This window comes from Pseudomonas saxonica, assembly GCF_007858365.1.
Lineage (GTDB): Bacteria > Pseudomonadota > Gammaproteobacteria > Pseudomonadales > Pseudomonadaceae > Aquipseudomonas > Aquipseudomonas saxonica.
Map to the genome: position 1 here is coordinate 192,235 of NZ_VFIO01000003.1, position 22,160 is coordinate 214,394.

18 protein-coding genes are annotated in these 22,160 nt (G+C 55.2%); 1 reads left to right on the plus strand and 17 read right to left on the minus strand.

Annotated features, from left to right (window positions below):
- Positions 1-24: 24 nt before the first annotated feature.
- Both fghA and FJD38_RS10645 read right to left on the minus strand, forming a co-directional pair.
- Positions 25-870 carry an S-formylglutathione hydrolase gene (fghA, locus tag FJD38_RS10640; RefSeq protein WP_122781865.1) on the minus strand — a complete coding sequence of 282 codons (846 nt, stop codon included), beginning with the start codon at positions 868-870 and terminating at the stop codon, positions 25-27.
- A 100-nt stretch (positions 871-970) separates the two neighbouring features.
- The gene (locus tag FJD38_RS10645) at positions 971-2,083 is read right to left on the minus strand and encodes an S-(hydroxymethyl)glutathione dehydrogenase/class III alcohol dehydrogenase (RefSeq protein ID WP_122781864.1); all 1,113 of its coding nucleotides are present in this window, start codon (positions 2,081-2,083) and stop codon (positions 971-973) included.
- Between the two features lie 107 nt (positions 2,084-2,190).
- Between FJD38_RS10645 and FJD38_RS10650 the strand changes: the two genes are divergently transcribed.
- Positions 2,191-3,090, plus strand: a complete 900-nt coding sequence (locus tag FJD38_RS10650) for a LysR substrate-binding domain-containing protein (protein ID WP_146385266.1) — start codon at positions 2,191-2,193, stop codon at positions 3,088-3,090.
- A 153-nt stretch (positions 3,091-3,243) separates the two neighbouring features.
- Here the strand turns inward: FJD38_RS10650 and ispD are convergent, their stop codons facing one another.
- From ispD to bamA, 15 genes are all read right to left on the minus strand, one after another.
- On the minus strand, positions 3,244-3,948 hold the full coding sequence (gene ispD / locus FJD38_RS10655; RefSeq protein ID WP_146385268.1) for a 2-C-methyl-D-erythritol 4-phosphate cytidylyltransferase: 705 nt from the start codon (positions 3,946-3,948) through the stop codon (positions 3,244-3,246).
- The gene (ftsB, locus tag FJD38_RS10660) at positions 3,945-4,223 is read right to left on the minus strand and encodes a cell division protein FtsB (RefSeq protein ID WP_003440483.1); all 279 of its coding nucleotides are present in this window, start codon (positions 4,221-4,223) and stop codon (positions 3,945-3,947) included. Before ftsB ends, ispD begins: the two co-directional genes overlap by 4 nt.
- 168 nt (positions 4,224-4,391) lie before the next feature.
- Positions 4,392-5,681 (minus strand): phosphopyruvate hydratase, encoded by a 1,290-nt coding sequence (gene eno, locus FJD38_RS10665; protein WP_122781859.1) that lies wholly within the window; start codon positions 5,679-5,681, stop codon positions 4,392-4,394.
- 152 nt (positions 5,682-5,833) lie between these two features.
- Positions 5,834-6,679, minus strand: coding sequence for a 3-deoxy-8-phosphooctulonate synthase (gene kdsA / locus FJD38_RS10670; protein ID WP_122781857.1), 846 nt, complete (start codon positions 6,677-6,679; stop codon positions 5,834-5,836).
- Positions 6,680-6,684: 5 nt separating this feature from the next.
- Positions 6,685-8,316 carry a CTP synthase gene (locus tag FJD38_RS10675; RefSeq protein WP_122781855.1) on the minus strand — a complete coding sequence of 544 codons (1,632 nt, stop codon included), beginning with the start codon at positions 8,314-8,316 and terminating at the stop codon, positions 6,685-6,687.
- Positions 8,317-8,588: 272 nt separating this feature from the next.
- The gene (gene tilS / locus FJD38_RS10680; protein WP_146385270.1) at positions 8,589-9,905 is read right to left on the minus strand and encodes a tRNA lysidine(34) synthetase TilS; all 1,317 of its coding nucleotides are present in this window, start codon (positions 9,903-9,905) and stop codon (positions 8,589-8,591) included.
- Positions 9,906-10,312: 407 nt separating this feature from the next.
- Entirely contained in the window at positions 10,313-11,260 is a 948-nt protein-coding gene (locus FJD38_RS10685; protein ID WP_122782409.1) for an acetyl-CoA carboxylase carboxyltransferase subunit alpha, read from the minus strand.
- 184 nt (positions 11,261-11,444) lie between these two features.
- Positions 11,445-14,966: a DNA polymerase III subunit alpha gene (gene dnaE / locus FJD38_RS10690; RefSeq protein WP_146385272.1), complete on the minus strand. Its 3,522-nt coding sequence runs from the start codon at positions 14,964-14,966 to the stop codon at positions 11,445-11,447.
- 78 nt (positions 14,967-15,044) lie between these two features.
- Positions 15,045-15,662, minus strand: coding sequence for a ribonuclease HII (rnhB, locus tag FJD38_RS10695; protein ID WP_122782411.1), 618 nt, complete (start codon positions 15,660-15,662; stop codon positions 15,045-15,047).
- A 14-nt stretch (positions 15,663-15,676) separates the two neighbouring features.
- Entirely contained in the window at positions 15,677-16,804 is a 1,128-nt protein-coding gene (gene lpxB, locus FJD38_RS10700) for a lipid-A-disaccharide synthase (protein ID WP_146385274.1), read from the minus strand.
- Positions 16,805-16,806: 2 nt separating this feature from the next.
- Positions 16,807-17,583 (minus strand): acyl-ACP--UDP-N-acetylglucosamine O-acyltransferase, encoded by a 777-nt coding sequence (gene lpxA, locus FJD38_RS10705; RefSeq protein WP_122782413.1) that lies wholly within the window; start codon positions 17,581-17,583, stop codon positions 16,807-16,809.
- Entirely contained in the window at positions 17,580-18,020 is a 441-nt protein-coding gene (fabZ, locus tag FJD38_RS10710; RefSeq protein ID WP_122782414.1) for a 3-hydroxyacyl-ACP dehydratase FabZ, read from the minus strand. Before fabZ ends, lpxA begins: the two co-directional genes overlap by 4 nt.
- A gap of 109 nt (positions 18,021-18,129) precedes the next feature.
- Complete coding sequence (lpxD, locus tag FJD38_RS10715; RefSeq protein ID WP_146385276.1) at positions 18,130-19,185, minus strand: UDP-3-O-(3-hydroxymyristoyl)glucosamine N-acyltransferase; 1,056 nt, start codon at positions 19,183-19,185, stop codon at positions 18,130-18,132.
- 2 nt (positions 19,186-19,187) lie between these two features.
- Positions 19,188-19,691 (minus strand): OmpH family outer membrane protein, encoded by a 504-nt coding sequence (locus FJD38_RS10720; protein ID WP_122782416.1) that lies wholly within the window; start codon positions 19,689-19,691, stop codon positions 19,188-19,190.
- 45 nt (positions 19,692-19,736) lie between these two features.
- The gene (gene bamA / locus FJD38_RS10725; RefSeq protein ID WP_122782417.1) at positions 19,737-22,085 is read right to left on the minus strand and encodes an outer membrane protein assembly factor BamA; all 2,349 of its coding nucleotides are present in this window, start codon (positions 22,083-22,085) and stop codon (positions 19,737-19,739) included.
- Between the last annotated feature and the right edge of the window lie 75 nt (positions 22,086-22,160).

The following is a 22,160-nucleotide window of genomic DNA, read 5'->3' on the forward strand; positions in this document are numbered from 1 at the left end:
GTCAGGGCGTGATTCTACCTACTATTAAGCACTTAGTGCGCTTGCGTGGTGACGCAAGTGGTCGTCAATGAAACTGGCAATGAAAAAATAGCTGTGGTCATAGCCGGGTTGCAGACGCAAGGTCAGCGGATGATTGGCCAACTTTGCCGCTTGTTGAAGCGCTTCTGGCTTGAGTTGCACCGTCAAGAAGTCATCACGATCGCCCTGATCCACCAGCAGCGGCAGCTTTTCCTTGGCCTCGCTTATCAACACACTGGCATCCCACTCACGCCAGCGTGCACGCTCATCACCCAAATAGTGGGAAAAAGCCTTTTGCCCCCAAGGACAATCCATCGGGTTGCTGATCGGCGCAAAAGCCGACACCGATTGATAGCGCCCTGGATTACGCAATGCACACACCAAAGCACCATGCCCACCCATCGAATGGCCGCTGATGCCACGCTTTTGCGAGGCTGGAAAGTGGGCTTCAACCAATGCAGGCAACTCGTGCACCACATAATCGTGCATCTGGTAATGCTGGGCCCACGGCTGCTGTGTGGCGTTCAGGTAAAAACCGGCTCCCAGGCCAAAATCCCACGCGCCCTGGGGGTCATCCGGTACGCCTTCGCCACGAGGACTGGTGTCCGGCGCAACAATAATCAGCCCTAATTCAGCGGCCATTTTCATTGCACCGGCCTTGTGCATGAAGTTCTCGTCAGTGCAGGTCAGACCCGACAACCAATACAGCACAGGTAAAGTTGCGCCCTGCTCCGCTTGCGGTGGCAAGTACACGGCAAACACCATGTCGCAACCCAACACCTCAGAACGGTGCTTGTAACGCTTGTGCCAACCGCCAAAGCTTTTCTGGCAGGAAATATTTGTTAAGGGCATAAGAAGCAGCTCCACGTTTTAAGCTGCAAGCTTCAAGTTAAAAGCAGGCGGGGGTGTATCTCCCACTTGTCGCTTGAGGCTTGCAACTTTCAGCTATGGGTTAGAAGTGGATAACCGTGCGGATGCTTTTGCCTTCGTGCATCAGGTCGAAAGCCTTGTTGATGTCTTCCAGACCCATGGTGTGGGTGATGAACGTATCCAGCGGGATCTCGCCGCTCTGTGCCATGTCCACATAGCTTGGCAACTCGCTGCGACCACGTACGCCGCCAAATGCCGAACCACGCCAGACGCGACCGGTGACCAATTGGAATGGACGGGTCGAAATTTCTTGGCCAGCACCGGCCACGCCGATGATGACTGACTCGCCCCAGCCCTTGTGGCAGCACTCCAGTGCCGCACGCATAAGCTGCACATTGCCAATGCATTCGAAAGAGAAGTCGACGCCACCGTCTGTCATATCCACGATCACTTCCTGAATCGGACGATCAAAGTCTTTTGGATTGACGCAGTCGGTTGCGCCCAGCTGACGGGCAATTTCAAATTTGGCCGGGTTAATATCAATGGCGATGATCCGCGCCGCCTTGGCTTTGACCGCACCAATAACCGCTGACAGGCCAATGCCACCCAGACCGAAAATGGCCACGGTGTCACCCGGCTTGACCTTGGCCGTATTGAGGACTGCACCAATCCCGGTGGTCACGCCACACCCAAGCAGACACACCTTCTCAAGCGGCGCCTCTTTTTGAATCTTGGCCACAGAAATTTCTGGCACCACGGTGTACTCAGAGAATGTCGAGGTACCCATGTAGTGGAAAATAGGCTGACCTTTATAGGAGAAGCGCGTAGTGCCGTCAGGCATCAGGCCTTTGCCTTGAGTCGCACGAATGGCCTGACACAAGTTGGTCTTGCCAGACAGGCAAAATTTGCACTTGCCGCACTCAGGCGTGTAAAGCGGGATTACATGGTCACCGACCGCAACAGAGGTAACGCCCTCGCCAATGGCCTCAACGATAGCACCGCCTTCGTGGCCTAAAATCGAGGGGAAGATGCCTTCCGGGTCAGCGCCCGACAAGGTGTATGCGTCGGTATGACAGACACCTGAGGCAACCACCCGCAGCAGTACTTCACCCGCCTTGGGCATGGCAACATCAACTTCTACGATCTCAAGCGGTTTTTTGGCTTCGAACGCTACAGCAGCACGGGACTTGATCATCAATCGTCTCCAACAAAGTACAAACAAGACGGACAGTGTAGTTGAGCGCTGTTTGATAAATAATCCAGTTAAAAGCAAAACATTATTGCTACACAGGGACAATAAGCGTGAATGAAAACCGCTGGGAAGGTATTGATGAGTTTGTTGCGGTGGCTGAATGCGGCCAATTCACTGCAGCGGCCGAGCGACTTGGCGTTTCTTCATCCCATATCAGCCGCCAGGTGGCGCGCCTCGAAGAGCGTTTACAGACCCGATTGTTTTATCGCAGTACGCGACGGGTCACGCTGACGGAGGCAGGCCAAACTTTTTTGCAACACTGTCAGCGTTTGCAAGACGGACGCGAAGAGGCACTACGGGCTGTGGGCGACTTATCCAGCGAACCCAAGGGCATGTTGCGCATGACCTGCGCGGTGGCTTACGGGGAGCGCTTTATTGTGCCGTTGGTCACACGTTTTATGGGCATGTACCCCCAGCTACGGGTGGACATTGAGTTGACCAATCGCACGTTGGATCTGGTACATGAGAGTCTCGATCTCGCCATACGACTGGGTCGCTTGCAGGACTCCAGATTGGTGGCCACCCGCCTTGCGCCGAGACGGATGTACGTATGCGCGGCTCCGTCCTATCTGGAGCATTACGGGAGGCCCCATAGCGTGTCGGAATTGAGCCGTCATAACTGCTTGATTGGCAGCTCCGATCAATGGCAATTGCAGCAAGATGGCCGCGAATTCTCACAGCGTGTACAGGGCAATTGGCGGTGTAACAGCGGGCAGGCGGTTCTGGATGCGGCGTTGCTCGGCGTAGGTCTTTGCCAGTTGCCAGATTATTACGTGCTGGAGCATTTAAAGACCGGGGCATTGGTGTCTTTACTGCAGACCCATCAACCGCCTAACACCGCAGTTTGGGCGCTGTATCCGCAACAGCGGCACTTGTCGCCCAAAGTCAGAAAACTGGTGGACTACTTAAAAGAAGGATTGGCCAAACGGGTGGAATACACAGACCTGTAGCAGCTGCCGAAGGCTGCGTCCGGCTGCGAAGCGGCCGTGAACTCAGATTGCGCGGAGTGTCAGGTAGGTTAGATTCTCAGGGTTTACGACTGCTTCGCAGCCGGACGCAGCCTTCGGCAGCTGCTACAAAGCGATCGCGAATTATAGGTCTGATCAGCGATTTACCCAACGCAACCGAAGCCATTCCAGGTCTTCGGGGCGGGTGACTTTGATGTTGTCCGAACGGCCTTCGATCAGGCGCGGGGCCAAACCTGCCCACTCCATTGCCGACGACTCATCCGTAATGTTCGCATCAGCCACCAAGCTATCAGCCAAGGCTCGATGCAATGCACCCAGTCGGAACATCTGCGGTGTGTATGCCTGCCAGATCAAGCTACGGTCGATCGTCGCAACGGCACGCCCTTGTTTATCCACCTTTTTAAGGGTGTCCCGTGCAGGCACGGCTAACAAGCCACCTACAGGATCATCGGCTAACTCACCCAAGAGTTTGTCGAGGTCTTCGCGAGAAAGATTCGGCCGGGCCGCATCGTGAACCAATACCCAATCGTCATCGCACGCGCCGTGCGCATGTAAATGCAAAAGTGCATTGAGCACCGAATCGGCACGTTCGCGCCCACCGTCAACCCGCACCACACGCGGGTCAGCAGCTGACGGCAAGAAAGGCCAGAAGGGATCATCAGAAGCAATGCTGACCACCAGCCCTTTAAGGCCTGGATGATCGAGAAAACAGCCAAGGCTGTGTTCCAGAATAGTGCGCCCGCCCAATTGCAAATACTGCTTGGGACGGTCTGCGGCCATACGGGCACCGACGCCCGCGGCAGGAATCACGGCCCAGAAGGCCGGTGATGAAAAGCTCATTGGGCCAACTGGTAGAGGGTTTCGCCCTCCTTGACCATACCCAATTCATGGCGGGCTCGTTCTTCAACGGTCTCCATGCCTTTTTTCAATTCAAGCACTTCCGCATCCAGCACGCGGTTACGCTCCAGCAACACTTCATTTTCAGCATGCTGATCAGCGATTTGCTGTGTCAGGTCGGTAACCTGCGCCAAACTGCCATTTCCCACCCACAGACGATACTGTAGGCCAGCCAGCAGCAAGAGCAAGATGAGAAACAACCAATTGGGACTGCGCATCGAATATCAGGTATCCAGTGAAAAGACAGCCATGCCGAAAACGTAAACAACGAATAGTACAAAGCCTGGACGAACCAGGCTTGGTATACAGAAGCATCAGACTAGTGTCAAAAAACCGTACTTGGCGAATTTTCTGACACTATCTGAGGACTTTTTACCATCTACCGCTTAGCCGCGAAACTCGTTGCGACCGTTGTACTTGGCTTTCGCCCCCAACTGCTCTTCGATACGCAGTAATTGGTTGTACTTGGAAACGCGATCAGAGCGGCACAGAGAGCCGGTTTTGATCTGCCCAGCCGACGTGCCCACGGCCAGATCGGCAATGGTGGAGTCTTCGGTTTCGCCCGAACGGTGGGAAATGACCGCCGTGTAACCCGCGGCCTTGGCCATCTGGATAGCTTCCAGTGTTTCGGTCAAGGTGCCGATCTGGTTGAACTTGATCAGAATCGAGTTGGCGATCTTTTTATCGATGCCCTCTTTCAGAATCTTGGTGTTGGTAACGAACAGGTCATCACCGACCAACTGAACCTTCTCACCAATTTTGTCGGTCAGGATTTTCCAGCCATCCCAGTCAGACTCGTCCAGACCGTCTTCAATAGAGATGATCGGGTAACGCTGAGTCAGACCTTTCAGGTATTCAGCAAAGCCTTCGGAATCGAACACTTGACCTTCGCCCGACAGATTGTACTTGCCGTCTTCGTAGAATTCGCTGGCAGCGCAATCCAGCGCCAGCGTTACGTCTGTGCCGAGGGTGTAACCGGCATTGGCGATAGCTTCGGAGATCACTTTCAGCGCTTCTTCGTTCGACGCCAGGTCAGGCGCAAAACCACCTTCGTCGCCTACAGCAGTGTTCAGGCCACGGGCCTTGAGCACAGCTTTGAGGTGATGGAAGATTTCAGTGCCCATGCGCAGCGCGTCGGAGAAAGTCTTGGCACCGACTGGCTGCACCATGAACTCTTGAATGTCGACGTTGTTATCAGCGTGCTCGCCACCGTTGATGATGTTCATCATCGGCACAGGCATCGAGTAAACACCCGGCGTGCCGTTCAGGTTGGCAATGTGCGCGTACAGCGGCAGGTCCTGATCCTGAGCAGCAGCCTTGGCCGCAGCCAAAGAGACGGCGAGGATGGCATTGGCACCCAGGGAACCTTTGTTTTCAGTGCCGTCCAGCGCGATCATCGCGTGGTCCAGCGCTTTTTGATCAACCGGGTCTTTACCCAGCAGCAAATCACGAATAGGGCCGTTAATGTTGGCAACGGCTTTCAGCACGCCTTTGCCCAAGTAACGGCTCTTGTCGCCATCACGCAGTTCCAATGCTTCACGGGAACCGGTGGAAGCACCGGACGGCGCGCAAGCGCTGCCGATGATGCCGTTGTCGAGAAGCACGTCCGCTTCCACGGTGGGGTTACCACGGGAGTCGAGAACTTCACGACCTTTGATGTCGACGATCTTTGCCATTGTTGTAAATACTCCAAAGTTGACGAAAACACGCAGCTGAGGGAAATTTCGTTATCGGCGGCAAGGGGTAAATGACAGGCAACCTTGCGGACGATAAGGCTCGGGCCCTGAGGCCCGAGAAATCGTGCGGTACTTTACCGGAGAAACGGGGTTTACGCGGTTTCTATTGTCGGAAAACTCTTAACCAACTCATCCAGCGCTTTCAACTGGGCCAGGAAAGGCTCCAGTTTGTCCAGACGCAAGGCACAAGGGCCGTCGCATTTGGCGTTGTCTGGATCCGGGTGTGCCTCAAGGAACAGACCTGCAAGGCTCTGACTGATGCCAGCCTTGGCCAGATCGGTGACTTGAGCACGACGACCACCGGCCGAATCGGCGCGACCACCGGGCATTTGCAGCGCGTGGGTCACGTCGAAAAACACCGGGTATTCGAACTGCTTCATGATGCCGAAGCCCAGCATGTCGACTACAAGGTTGTTGTAGCCAAAGCTGGAACCACGTTCACAGAGGATCAACTGATCGTTGCCGGCTTCTTCGCATTTGCTCAGGATGTGTTTCATTTCCTGAGGTGCAAGGAACTGGGCTTTCTTGATGTTAATCACAGCACCGGTCTTGGCCATGGCCACGACCAGATCAGTCTGGCGCGACAGGAAAGCCGGCAACTGGATGATGTCGCAAACTTCCGCGACCACGGCTGCTTGCGCAGGCTCGTGGACGTCGGTGATCACAGGCACGCCAAAGGCGGCCTTGATGTCCTGGAAAATCCGCATGCCTTCTTCGAGGCCGGGGCCACGGTACGAGCTGACAGATGAGCGGTTGGCCTTGTCGAAACTGGCCTTGAATACATAAGGAATACCGAGCTTTTCGGTAACCCGCACGTACTCTTCACACACCTGCATGGCCATATCACGGCTTTCCAGCACGTTCATGCCACCGAACAAGACCATTGGCTTGTCGTTGGCAATTTCGATATTGCCTACACGGATAATCTTTTGCGCCATGCTGTTTATGCCTTCTTCTCGTGTTGCGCCAGTGCTGCTTTGACGAAACCTGTGAACAATGGATGGCCATCACGTGGCGTCGAGGTGAACTCCGGGTGGAACTGGCAAGCGACGAACCAAGGATGATCCGGTGCTTCAACCACTTCTACCAACGCGCCGTCGCCGGAACGACCCGTCACTTTCAGGCCCGCTTCCATCAGCTGAGGCAGCAGGTTGTTGTTCACTTCGTAGCGGTGACGGTGACGTTCAACGATCACGTCTTTGGCATAGCAGTCGTGCACCTTGGAGCCGGGTGCCAACTGGCAGTCCTGCGCGCCCAGACGCATGGTGCCGCCCAGGTCCGAGGTTTCGGTACGGGTTTCGACTGCACCAGTGGCGTCTTCCCACTCGGTGATCAGACCCACTACCGGATGGCCGCTGTTGCGATCAAACTCGGTGGAGTTGGCGTCTTTCCAGCCCAGCACATTACGTGCGAACTCGATAACCGCTACCTGCATGCCCAGGCAGATACCCAGGTATGGCACCTTGTTTTCACGTGCATATTGAACCGCGGTGATCTTGCCTTCGACGCCGCGCAGACCGAAGCCGCCCGGAACCAGAATGGCATCACAGCCTTCAAGCAGTTCAGTGCCTTTGTTTTCGATGTCTTCGGAGTCGATATAACGCAGGTTGACCTTGGTACGGTTGGAAATACCGGCGTGGCTCATCGCTTCAATCAGCGATTTGTACGCGTCCAGCAGTTCCATGTACTTGCCAACCATCGCGATGGTGACTTCGTGCTCCGGGTTCAGCTTGGCGTCGACCACTTTGTCCCATTCGGACAGGTCAGCGCTGTTGCATTCCAGACCGAAACGCTCAACGACGAAATCATCCAGGCCCTGAGCGTGCAGCATGCCCGGAATCTTGTAGATGGTGTCGGCGTCTTCCAGCGAAATAACGGCGCGCTCTTCTACGTTGGTGAACAGCGCAATCTTGCGACGCGAGGACACATCAACGTGGTGATCGGAACGGCAGATCAGAACATCTGGCTGCAAGCCGATCGAACGCAGCTCTTTAACCGAGTGCTGTGTAGGTTTGGTTTTCGTTTCGCCTGCGGTGGCGATGTACGGGACCAGTGTCAGGTGCATCAGCATGGCGCGCTTGGCGCCCACTTCGATGCGCAACTGACGGATTGCTTCGAGGAACGGTTGCGACTCAATGTCACCCACAGTGCCGCCAATCTCAACCATCGCTACGTCGGCATCGCCGGCGCCCTTGATGATCCGACGTTTGATTTCGTCGGTGATGTGCGGAATTACCTGAATGGTTGCACCCAGGTAATCACCACGGCGCTCCTTGCGCAGAACGTGCTCGTAAACACGGCCCGTGGTGAAGTTGTTGTTCTGGGTCATCGTCGTGCGGATAAACCGCTCGTAGTGACCCAAGTCCAGGTCGGTTTCTGCGCCGTCGTGTGTGACGAACACTTCACCGTGCTGGAACGGGCTCATGGTGCCCGGATCAACGTTGATGTAGGGGTCCAGCTTCAGCATGGTGACCTTAAGTCCCCGCGCCTCCAGGATGGCTGCCAATGAAGCCGAGGCAATGCCTTTCCCCAATGAAGAAACAACACCGCCCGTGACGAAGATGTAGCGCGTCATGAAAAACCCTAGAAGTCTGCGTTAAAGCGGTCAGAGCCGCCGGGGAAAGCGAAGGAAGGCCGAAGCCCCCAATCACCAGCATTAGTCACAGTGCACCTTTTGAAAAACTGCTGCGTTGGAACAGACCGATGGCAACCACCGGTTCGATACAAGCCACACATTTTTTTAAAATCGCCCAGCAAAGACTGCTTGGTAATCGGCAACTTCTGTAATTCTGGTGAATCTACAGAAGTTGTATCAAGAAGGGAGCGTAGTCTACCGGAAACCCCCTTTCAGCTCAAACCTTGATCGCTGGAAGTTGGCAGCCACTGTAATTTCCAGCGTCCACAGGGGCTGGAGTCCAGTCCGGGCACGTTTGCCACCGCCAATAACTGCTCATTTACAGACACAAGCGGCAATCTGCCACGGGCAAACAGCGGAACACCGCGCTCGTTCAACAGACGTTTGAGGTCGCGATGCCCCCGTTGTGCCAACTCCATCACTTCACCGCCTTGACGATAGCTCACTTGCACAGAGCCAGCGGGAATTTCTCCGTGCAGGCTGAGCAAACCGTTACCCGGCAAGACGAGCGGATGCTGCGGCTGCATCCACAATCCGGGCGCAACAGGTGGCTTTAGCCAATCACCTGAAAGCCACCACACTCGCCCACTCGCACGATGCATTTCCCCACCCGCCAGGCGCCATATCGGCTGCGCCCCTTCACGGGCATCACGAAGGGTTTCCCACCCGGCCCAATGCTCCGTATCAGGCATGGGACTGAATGCATTGAGCCAATGACGCAAGGCGTTGCGCTGACGTGCAGGCGACATACGGGCAAGTGGAGCCAGCTCCAGCGATGGAACGCCTAGCCAGTCGAACGCTGTGGGCGAAACAGCGGCCTGCAAATCCTGTTCAGCCAATTCGCTCAGCAAGCCTTGAGCTTCAGCGCAGTGATCGGCATTGCGCGCGAGCGTGGTGGTGGCTTGCGGCCAGCGACGTTCGAGAACCGGAAGCACTTCATGACGCAAATAATTGCGGGAAAAGTTTGTCTGACTGTTGGAGGGATCTTCAACCCATGTCAGGCGCTGGTCATGAGCGTATGCCTCCAGTTCGGCTCGAGACACGTCCAGTAAAGGTCGACACAGTGAACCTTGCCCCAAACGGCGCTGGCGCGGCATACCTGCCAGACCGTTCACCCCAGCGCCACGTAACAGACGAAAGAGCACGGTTTCAGCTTGATCATCACGGTGCTGCCCTGTCAGCAACACCTCATCGGCACGAGTGCAGGCCACAAACGCCTGATAGCGCGCCTCCCGCGCAGCCCGCTCAACGCTTGCGCCAGGTTGCACCTGTACGCGAATGACCTGTAATGGAACATTCAACTCATCACACAACGCCTGGCAATGGGCCGGCCACGCGTCAGCTGTCGCCTGAAGACCATGATGGACATGGACAGCGGTGATCGGGGGGAGTGAATGGGTTTGACGGAGTTGAACGAGAAGATGCAGCAGAACGGTAGAGTCAAGACCGCCGGAGAAGGCGACGTGCCAAGCTTTGGCTTTGCGCCAGGCTTTCAAGGCTTGAAGGAGCTGGATTGAGAGGTTGGGCATCACACAATCCCGCGGAAAAAAGCCATCAAGATCAAAAGCCCCTCACCCTAGCCCTCTCCCGGAGGGAGAGGGAACTGATTGCGCGCGACTCCAAGATCACCTCCAATCAGCTCCCTCTCCCTCTGGGAGGGCAACTGACTGCACGGGGCGTCAAGAACACCTCCAATCAGCTCCCTCTCCCTTTGGGAGAGGGTTGGGGTGAGGGTCAGCCGTTAATCAAGATCAAAAGCCCCTCACCCTAGCCCTCTCCCGGAGGGAGAGGGCACTGATTGCGCGCGACTCCAAGATCACCTCCAACCAGCTCCCTCTCCCTCTGGGAGGGCAACTGACTGCACGGGGCGTCAAGAACACCTCCAATCAGCTCCCTCTCCCTTTGGGAGAGGGTTGGGGTGAGGGTCAGCCGTTAATCAGAGACCGTAGCTCATCAAGCGATCATAACGACGCTTAAGCAAGGTTTCGTGATCCAGCTTGTTCAGCATGTCGAGCTGGGAAATAAGATCGGCACGAATGGTGGCAGATGCAGCAGCCGGGTCACGGTGCGCGCCGCCCAAAGGCTCGCCAATCACCTTGTCCACGATGCCCAGGCCTTTCAAACGATCGGCCGTAATGCCCATCGCCTCAGCAGCGTCCGGCGCCTTCTCGGCCGTTTTCCACAGAATCGAAGCACAGCCCTCAGGCGAGATAACCGCGTAGGTCGAGTACTGCAACATGTTCAACTGATCGCAAACACCGATCGCCAACGCACCGCCCGAACCGCCTTCACCAATAACCGTGGCGATAATCGGTGTTTTCAGACGCGACATGACGCGCAGGTTCCAGGCAATTGCTTCGCTCTGGTTGCGCTCTTCAGCGTCAATCCCAGGGTAGGCACCCGGCGTATCGATAAAGGTCAGGATCGGCATTTTGAAGCGCTCGGCCATTTCCATCAGACGGCAGGCCTTGCGGTAGCCTTCAGGACGCGGCATGCCGAAGTTGCGGCGAACCTTTTCGCGCACTTCACGCCCTTTCTGGTGACCAATCACCATTACTGGCTGATCGTCCAGACGCGCAATACCACCCACGATCGCCGCATCGTCAGAGAAGTGACGGTCGCCGTGCAACTCATCAAACTCGGTGAAGATATGCTCGATGTAGTCAAGCGTGTAAGGACGACGCGGGTGACGGGCCAGACGGGCAATCTGCCAGCTGGTCAGTTTGCCGAAAATATCTTCAGTCAGCGTTTTGCTTTTGTCTTGCAGACGAGAGATTTCATCACTGATATTCAGCGAATTATCATTACCAACCAAGCGCAACTCTTCGATTTTGGCTTGCAGGTCAGCAATCGGCTGTTCGAAATCAAGAAAATTCGGGTTCATAAGCATCCGTCTTGGGTCGGCGGCAAAGCATGCCAGGAGGTCTAAAACCCAGCATTTGCTGGTGTATAGCGCCTCACTGGGGCAGCCGGTTGATCTGTATCGCGCCTACCTTAAGGGACAGGCGCTCTCAGGTCGAGATTAAAAATTCAGGTCAAGGTCAGGACGCGGCTATCGCCCCTGACCATCAACGGTATTGGAGGAAGACGTTGTCTCGCCCAAACTGGTCACGCAAGGCTTGAATCAAGCTATCCGCCGGATCAATTCGCCAGGTCTCGCCAAACTGCAACATGGCTTTGGCGCCTTCCCCGGTGTACTCCATGGTAATCGGGCACGCGCCACGGTGTTTCTTGAACAATTCGCCCAACCAACGCAACTGATCCCCCTTGAGCGCCGCTTGCGCCACTTTCAATCGCAGGCTTTCGGCCAGATTGGTGCGCGCATCTTCCATGCTCATCACGCGCTTGACCCGCAGTCGCAAGCCGCCCGAGAAATCATCATTGCTGACTTCACCCTCGACCACCACCATCGCATCCGTCTGCAATAAGGATTGAGCTGAATGAAATGCCTCAGCAAACAGCGAGGCTTCAATCCGGCCCGAGCGGTCATCGAGGGTGATAAAGCCCATCTTGTCGCCCTTTTTATTCTTCATCACTCGCAAGGCGATAATCATGCCAGCCACAGTCTGAGTATCACGAGCCGGCTTCAAGTCGATAATGCGCTGGCGGGCGAAACGACGAATTTCACCTTCATATTCATCGATCGGGTGCCCCGTCAGGTACAGACCGAGGGTGTCCTTCTCACCTTTGAGACGCTCCTTAAGCGTCAGTTCCTTAGCCTTGCGATGATTGGCATAGACGTCGGCGTCTTCCTCGACAAACAGACCGCCAAACAGGTCGGCGTGCCCACTGTCATGGGTACGCGCCGTCTGCTCAGCGGCCTTGATGGCTTCTTCCATGGCCGCCAGCAACACCGCGCGATTCTGGTCAATGCTCGCTTGCCACGCTTTGGGCTCATCATGAAAAAACGGCCCAAGCCGGTCCAGTGCACCACTGCGGATAAGACCATCAAGGGTACGTTTATTGATCCGCTTAAGGTCAACCCGCGCACAGAAATCGAACAAATCCGTAAACGGACCATTCTGTCGCGCCTCAGTAATTGCCTCTACCGGGCCCTCACCGACACCTTTGATCGCGCCAAGGCCGTAAATAATCCGGCCTTCATCGTTTACCGTGAACTTGAACTCCGAAGCATTCACATCCGGCGCGTCGAGACGCAGCTTCATGGTGCGAATTTCTTCGATCAAGGTCACAACCTTGTCGGTGTTATGCATATCCGCCGACAGTACCGCGGCCATGAAAGGCGCCGGGTAATGGGTTTTCAGCCATGCGGTCTGGTAGGACACCAGGCCATAGGCTGCGGAGTGAGATTTGTTGAAGCCATAGCCGGCAAATTTCTCTACCAGGTCGAAAATGTTACCGGCCAGATCGGCATCAATATTGTTGTTGGCGCAACCTTCAATAAAGCCGCCACGCTGCTTGGCCATTTCTTCGGGCTTTTTCTTACCCATCGCCCGACGCAGCATGTCTGCGCCGCCCAGCGTGTAACCCGCCATGACCTGAGCAATCTGCATCACCTGTTCTTGATACAGGATGATGCCGTAGGTCGGCGCCAAGACAGGCTTCAAGCCTTCGTATTGATAATCGGAGTGCGGGTAAGCCAGCTCGGCACGGCCGTGCTTACGGTTGATGAAGTCATCCACCATGCCGGATTGCAAAGGGCCCGGACGGAACAAGGCCACCAGTGCGATCAAATCTTCCAGGCAGTCGGGCTTGAGCTTTTTGATCAGCTCTTTCATGCCGCGCGACTCTAGCTGGAACACCGCGGTGGTTTCAGCTTTTTGCAGCAGTTGATACGTCGGCTTGTCGTCCAGCGGGATAAAGGCGATATCCAGCGGCGGCTCATCGACTTTGGCGCGATCGCGGTTGATGGTTTTCAGCGCCCAGTCGATAACCGTCAAGGTTCTCAGGCCGAGGAAGTCGAACTTCACCAGACCCGCAGATTCAACGTCATCCTTGTCGAACTGGGTGACCAGGCCGCCACCCTCTTCATCGCAATAAATCGGCGAAAAGTCGGTGAGTTTGGTTGGCGCAATTACCACACCACCGGCGTGCTTACCGACGTTACGCACAACGCCTTCAAGCTTTCGAGCCATTTCCCAGATTTCTGCCGCTTCCTCATCAACCTTGATGAAATCGCGCAGAATCTCTTCTTGCTCGTAGGCTTTTTCCAGCGTCATGCCCACTTCAAACGGAATCATCTTCGACAGACGATCCGCCAGTCCGTAGGACTTGCCCTGAACCCGCGCCACGTCTCGAATAACCGCTTTCGCAGCCATCGAACCGAAGGTAATGATCTGGCTTACAGCATTACGGCCGTACTTGTCAGCCACGTATTCAATGACCCGATCGCGACCATCCATGCAGAAGTCGACGTCGAAGTCGGGCATCGATACCCGTTCCGGGTTAAGGAAACGTTCGAACAGCAGATCGTATTCCAACGGGTCCAGGTCAGTAATCTTCTGCACATAGGCCACCAGCGAGCCGGCACCCGACCCACGGCCCGGGCCTACAGGCACGCCGTTGCTTTTAGCCCACTGGATAAAGTCCATTACGATCAGGAAGTAACCGGGGAAGCCCATCTGGATAATGATATCCAGCTCAAAATTCAGACGGTCGACATACACCTGACGCTTGGTGTCGTAGTCTTCGGTGGTGTCTTTGGGCAGCAGAACGCTCAAGCGATCTTCAAGCCCCTCAAACGACACCTTGCGGAAATATTCGTCAATGGTCATGCCATCGGGAATCGGGAAGTTGGGCAAAAAGTGAGTGCCCAGCTTCACGTCGATATTGCAGCGCTTGGCGATTTCAACCGAGTTTGCCAGTGCCTCAGGCAAGTCACTGAACAGTTCAGCCATTTCATCGGCGCTTTTCAGGTACTGCTGATCACTGTAGTTCTTGGAGCGGCGCGGGTCATCAAGAGCCCGGCCTTCACCAATGCATACGCGGGTTTCGTGAGCTTCGAAATCTTGCTGGCGCAAGAACCGCACATCGTTGGTGGCCACCAGTGGAACGCCGAGCTTGTCCGCCAATGCGACAGCACCGTGCAAGTGCTCCTCATCATTGGGACGCTTGGTGCGCTGCACCTCTAGGTAGAAGCGGTCCGGAAATACTGACATCCATTCCCGGGTCAGCATTTCGGCCTCTTGCGTATTACCACTGATCAGTGCGACGCCAATTTCACCCTCTTTGGCGGCTGACAGCATGATCAAACCTTCAGCCGCTTCAGCGACCCACTCACGCTCGATGATCACCTGACCATTGCGCTGGCCTTCGATGTACCCCCGGGAGATCAGCTCGGTGAGGTTGCGATAGCCCAAAGGGTTCATCGCCAACAGGCTGATTCGGCTTAGCGGGTTTTCCGGGTCTTTGTTCGACAGCCACAGATCAGCACCACTGATCGGCTTGATCCCACCGCCCATGGCGGCTTTGTAGAACTTGACCAGGGAACACATATTGTTCTGGTCAGTCACCGCCACAGCAGGCATGTTCATACCGACCAGGGTTTTGATCAGCGGCTTGATCCGCACCAGGCCATCGACCAGTGAGTATTCGGTGTGCAGGCGCAGGTGAACGAATGAAGCCGGCATGGTGATCCTGTCTATAAGCTTTGAAAAACAACAAGGCCCGGATTGTACCGGGCCTTGGCAAAAACATCAGCCTCGCGGCTAAACCTTGGCAAACCCTTCGCGGGCTTCATAGGCACGACGCACCGGACCAAACGAACGCCGATGAATCGGTGTTGGGCCCAGACGCTCTAACGCCTCAAGGTGTACAGAGGTCGGATAGCCTTTGTGGCCACCAATCCCGTAACCCGGATATTGCAATTCAAACGCCGCCATTTCACGGTCGCGACTGACCTTGGCCAATATAGAAGCGGCTGCAATAGCAGGTACTTTGCTGTCGCCCTTGACCACTGCCTCAGCGGGCATCGTCAATACAGGGCAGCGATTACCGTCGATCATGGCCAGATTAGGGGTAATGCTAAGCCCTTCAACCGCTCGCTGCATGGCCAACATCGTAGCGTGCAGGATATTGAGCTCGTCAATTTCCTCGACCTCTGCACGGGCGATATGCCAGCTCAGCGCCTTCTCACAAATTTCATCAAACAGCTTTTCACGGCGTGCTTCTGTGAGTTTTTTCGAGTCATTGAGGCCAAGAATAGGACGATTGGGGTCGAGAATGACCGCCGCCGTGACTACCGCACCGCATAGCGGACCACGGCCAACTTCATCAACACCGGCCACGAGCTCTTCGACCAGATTGAAATCCAATCCGATTTGCATAGACACTTTACTCATTAAGGTTTTGCTATCAGGTCCAGTACCGCATGGGCGGCCTGATTGGAAGCGTCGAGACGCAAAGTTCGATGGATCTCGTCAAAGCTGCGAGTCTGCTCTTCACCGCCATCCAGTAAAGGCAACAACGCGCTAGCCAATGCCTCTGGCGTGGCATCGTCCTGTAAAAGCTCAGGAACCAGCATCCGTTGAGCAAGCAGGTTGGGCAGCGAGACGTAAGGGCTTTTGACCAAACGCTTGAGAATCCAGAAAGTCAGGCGGGCCAGGCGATAAGCCACAACCATAGGACGTTTGTACAGAAGCGCTTCGAGAGTCGCGGTGCCTGATGCAATCAACACGGCATCGCAGGCGGCCAGAGCCAGATGCGAACGCCCGTCCAACAGCGTCAGCGGCAGATCACGCCCCACCAGCATTTGCTCGATCTGTGCACGTCGCGCAGCATTGGCACAAGGCAGTACAAAGCGAACATCTGGACGAGATTGACGAATGATCTGCGCAGCATCGAGAAACAGCCCACCGAGTTTGGCGACTTCTCCACCACGACTGCCGGGCATCAACGCGACCAGCGGCCCATCAGACAAGCCCAACTCGGCGCGAGCAGCGACCTTATCAGCCTCAAGCGGAATCGTATCGGCGAGTGTGTGACCGACAAAACGCACCGGCACACCCTTCTCTTCGTAGAATTTAGCTTCGAACGGTAAAAGCGTGAGCATCAAATCGCAGCCTTCGCGAATCTTCAGCACCCGTTTTTGGCGCCACGCCCATACGGACGGGCTGACGTAATGCACAGTCTTGATTCCCGCACGACGCAATTGAAGCTCAATATTGAGTGTGAAGTCAGGAGCATCAATACCGATAAATACATCAGGCTTTTCAGCGATCAGGGTATGTACCAGATCCTTGCGCCGCTTGAGCAGTTCTCGCAAGCGCCCCAGCACTTCAACAAGGCCCATTACCGACAGGCGCTCCATCGGGAAGTAAGAGGTCATGCCCTCGGCTTCCATCAACGGACCACCCACACCGATAAATTCGATATCCGAATGCTGAGCCTTGAGCGCTCGCATCAACCCCGAACCCAAAATGTCGCCCGAGGCCTCGCCCGCCACCAATGCTATGCGCAATCTGGCCATAATTAGCGTGTAATGCCGCGGGTTGAGGAGCGGATGGACTCAACAAAAATAGCCACTTCCGGGAACTGTGCAGCAGGTTCGGCCAATTCGACCAACGCCTGTTCAACGGTCAGACCCTGACGGTAAACCACTTTATAGGCGCGACGCAGCGCATGAATGGCATCATCGCTAAATCCACGGCGACGCATGCCTTCGAAGTTCATGCTGCGCGCTTTTGCCGGACTGCCAAACACCGTCACAAACGCTGGTACATCCTTGCCAATCGCCGTACCCATGCCCGAAAAGCTGTGAGCACCGATGTGGCAGAACTGATGAACCAGGGTGAAGCCCGACAGTATCGCCCAGTCGCCCATATGCACATGGCCCGCCAGCGCGGCGTTATTGACCAGAATGCAGTGGTTGCCGATCACGCTGTCATGACCGATATGGGCATAGGCCATGACCAGATTGTGATCGCCTAATGTCGTTTCGGCGCGATCCTGGATCGTCCCGCGGTGTATGGTGACCCCTTCACGAATAACGTTGTGGTCGCCAATGACCAAGCGAGTGTCTTCACCCTTGTACTTGAGATCAGGCGTGTCCTCGCCTACCGAAGAAAATTGGTAGATGCGATTGTGCTTACCGATCCTGGTTGAGCCCTTGATGATCACATGCGGCCCAATCACAGTCCCCTCGCCGATTTCCACACCTGCGCCGATGATCGACCAAGGGCCGACCTCGACGTCGTCGGCCAGTACGGCCGTCGGATCGATGATTGCGCGAGGGTCAATCAAACTCATAGTTTGCGTTCCGCGCAGATAATCTCAGCCGAACAGACAGGCTTGCCATCAACTGTGGCCTGACATTCGAATTTCCAGATAGAGCGCTTGCTGCTCAGGAACTTGGCTTCCAGAATCAGTTGATCACCTGGCAACACCGGCTGACGGAAACGCAGTTTGTCAGAGCCTACGAAATAATAGAGTGTGCCGTCAGACGGCTTCAGATCCATCATCTTGAAACCCAGAATGCCAGCAGCCTGAGCCATCGCTTCAATGATCAGAACGCCCGGCATGATTGGATGCGCCGGGAAATGACCGTTGAAAAAAGGTTCGTTGATGCTGACATTCTTGTAGGCACGAATGCGCTTGTTCTCGACATCCAGATCCACCACTCGGTCCACCAGCAGGAACGGGTAACGGTGGGGCAGATATTCGCGAATCTCGTTGATGTCCATCATTTCGTGGGGAAGCCTGTAATAAAGATTGGGCGCGCGCAACTAAGGCGCGCTCCTCTAGCAAATCAAGGAGGCAAACCAGTGGCTATGCACTCTTGATATGGAAAATGTACTAGCCCTCTGAAGAAGCTTTGCTGTTCGGGGTCACTTCCCCTACGCGCTTCTCCAGATGTTTTAGCCGCCGGGCAATATCGTCAAGCTGACGAATCCGTGCAGCGCTCTTGCGCCACTCGGCTGCTGGCTGCATGGCAGTGCCTGAAGAATAGGCGCCCGGCTCGGTAATCGAGTGGGTCACCATCGTCATGCCGGTCAAAAATACGTTGTCACAGATTTCAATGTGTCCGACCAAACCGACGCCACCGGCCAACATGCAATGTTTGCCAATTTTAGTACTACCGGAAATTCCGACACAGGCGGCCATCGCCGTATGGTCACCGATATGCACGTTGTGAGCGATTTGTATCTGGTTATCGAGCTTGACGCCATTACCGATGACTGTATCGGCCAAAGCACCACGATCGATTGCCGTATTAACGCCAATTTCGACGTCATCACCGACGGTCACACCACCGATTTGGGCGATTTTTTGCCAGACACCTTTCTCATTGGCAAAGCCAAAGCCTTCACCGCCGAGCACAGCACCCGATTGAATGACCACTCGCTTGCCGATGCGCACATCGTGATAAAGCGTCACACGAGGCGCCAGCCAGCCGTTTTCACCGATCTCACAGCGCGCACCGATGAAGCACTGAGCCCCCACCGTAACCCCGGCGGCTATTCGCGCGCCGCTTTCGATCACAGCAAAAGCCCCAATGCTTGCACCAGGGTCAACCATGGCATCCTCAGCAATTACCGCTGTCGGGTGAACACCGGCAGAGGCTTTTGGCTTGGGATCAAACAGGTGTGAAATTCGCGCATAAGCCAGATAAGGATCGGGCACAACCAGCGCATCACCGGCATATTCTTCAGCGTCAGCGGCCTTGAGCAAAACGGCTCCGGCGTGGCAGTCGACCAGGAACTTTCGGTACTGAGGGTTGGCCAGAAAGCTCAACTGAGCTGGGCCAGCCTCTTGCAAAGTGGCTAGCCCAGTGATTTCTTTCTCCGCGGGGCCACGCAACGTGGCACCGAGGAACTCGGCCAATTGGCCGAGTTTTATAGTCGCAGTCATAATTACTTCAGCTGGTTCATGCGCTCGATAACCTGGCGAGTAATGTCGTACTGAGGTTTGACATCAATCACAGCACCACGCTCGAACACCAGGTCAAAGGCACCTTTCTTGATGACTTCTTCAACAGCGCTGTCCAGTTTTGGCTTGAGCTGTTTCAGCATTTCACGGTCAGCAACGGCTTTGGCTTCGTTCAGCTCCTTGGATTGGAACTGGAAGTCACGGGCCTTTTGCTTGAATTCAAGCTCCAGACGCTCACGCTCGCCCTGGGCCATTTTGTCGCCGCCTTTTACCAGACGGTCCTGAATGCCTTTGGCGCTGCTTTCCAGGCTTTTCAGCTTGGTCAGTTGCGGGCCGAACTTCTTCTCGGCATCAACGGCATAACGCTTGGCTGCGTCTGATTCGAGCAATGCCATCTGATAGTTCAGGACGGCAATTTTCATGTCGGCGAATGCCGGGCCAGCCACTAAAAGCGAAGCCAGGAGAACCAATTGAGTCAACTTACGCACGATGCACTCCTAAAAAATCCGTTATCTGTCGCTAAGGTCAGGCTTTTAGAAAGTCTGGCCGAGGGAAAACTGGAACACTTGGGTTTCTGCATCATTAGGCTTCTTGATCGGCATGGCCAAGCTGAAGCTCAGCGGGCCCAGAGCCGTCACCCACGTCACGCCAAGACCCACAGAGCTGGCCATGTTACTGAAGCCGATGTCGCAATCCTTAGTGTCGCCTTTGCAGTTGGTGTCGAACACGTTACCGACATCCCAGAATACTGACGTACGCAGGGAGCGCTGATCTTTCACGAACGGCATCGGGAACAGGACTTCAACACCACCCTGGATCAGCACGTTACCACCAAATGGTAGCGGATCTTGATCCGGGTCAGCGATGGTGCCTGGGTTTTTACCCGAGCTCGGCGTACTGCGAGGGCCCAAGGTGCTGTCTTTGAAACCACGTACCGAGTTGAAACCACCGGCGTAGTAGTTCTCGTAGAACGGCAGCCCCGAGGTCGAACCGTAACCGTCGCCATAGCCCAACTCAGTGTGCAGACGCATGGTGTAGGTGTCGTTCAACGGTTGGAACAACTGAGCACGGTAATCAAGCTTGTAGAACTGCAAGTCGCTGCCCGGGATGGTCGATTCAAGCACCAGACTCTGCGAGGTACCGCGGGTTGGCAATACGCCCTTGTTCAGGGTCGACTCAGACCAGCCTACCGACGCCTTGAAGTTGAGGTACTTGTCGCCTTCACGGTTTACGAAGTCGAAAATCTCGTCAACGGTGTACTGACCTGTGCTGATTTCATCTTGCTGCACGCTCAAGCCGTAGGTCAGACGCGAGGTATCACTGATCGGATAACCCATCGTGATACCGGCACCCAGGCTGTCAACGGAGTAGTTGGCAACGTCAACGTCCAGCTCTTTGTAGTCAGTGGTACGGTAGAAAACGTTGTAACCCAGGCTCACACCGTCCGCAGTCCAGTACGGGTCAACGTAGCTGAAGTTGTAACGGCTTTGATATTCGCTGCGCGTCAGGCCGATGCTGACCTTGTTACCGGTACCCAGGAAGTTGTTCTGTGTGATCGAACCACCCAGAATCAAGCCCGCGCTCTGCGCGAAACCAACGCTGGCGGTAATGGAACCCGAAGCCTGTTCCTCTACGGCGTAGTTCACGTCTACCTGGTCATCAGTGCCTGGCACTGCCGGGGTTTCAACGTTCACTTCCTTGAAGAAGCCCAGACGCTCAAGGCGCACCTTGGACTGGTCGATCAGGTACGTCGATGCCCAGCCACCTTCCATCTGGCGCATTTCACGACGCAGCACTTCGTCTTCGGACTTGGTGTTGCCGCGGTAGTTGATACGGTTAACGTAAGCACGCTTGCCCGGATCGACTACAAATGTAATGGCAACGGTGTGATTCTCAGGATCGGGTTGCGGCACGGCGTTCACGTTAGCGAACGTATAGCCCTCGTTACCCAGACGGCGAGTAATCAGCTCGGAAGTGGTGGTCATCAGCTTGCGCGAGAAGACCTGACCCGGCTGAACCAGCAACAGCGACTTGATCTGATCTTCCGGCACCTTGAGGTCACCGCTCAGCTTCACTTCGCCGACATTGTATTTTTCGCCTTCGTTCACGTTGACCGTGATGTAGACGTTTTTCTTGTCAGGTGTGATCGATACCTGCGTCGAAGCAATATCCATATTGATATAGCCACGATCGAGGTAGTAAGAGCGCAGACGCTCAAGGTCACCCGACAGTTTTTCACGTGCGTACTTGTCGTCGTTCTTGAAGAACGACAACCAGTTCGTGGTTTTCAGTTCGAACAGATCAACCAGATCGTCTTCAGGGAAGACGGTGTTACCCACCACGTTGATGTGCTGGATAGAGGCAACGGTGCCTTCATTGATGTTGACCTTCAATGCAACACGGTTGCGTGGCTCAGGCACCACTTCGGTGTCTACCGTAGCGGAGTAACGACCTTGTGCAACGTATTGACGTTGCAGCTCGTTACGTACGCCCTCAAGGGTTGCACGCTGGAAGATTTCACCTTCGGCCAGACCCGACTGCTTCAGACCCTTCATCAGGTCATCAGTGGAAATGGCCTTGTTACCGTCAATCGTGATGCTGGAGACGGAAGGACGCTCGACAACCGTAATGACAAGCACATTGCCATCACGACCCAGTTGGATATCCTGAAAGAACCCGGTTTTGAACAACGCACGAGTGGATTCCACCAAACGGCGGTCATCCGCTACTTCACCCACGTTCAGCGGTAACGCACCAAACACACTGCCGGCGGAAACCCGCTGCAGCCCGTTGACACGGATATCAGAGACAGTGAAGGACTCGGCGTGAACTTCGGTGATCATCAGTACGGCGAGAACCGCAGTTAGCAGCAGACGTTTCATGAAGTCCTTTCTTATTTCCAACTGGCAATAAACAAACTGCCGCAAAATGCGGCAGATTCGCAATTCAGCGAAGTG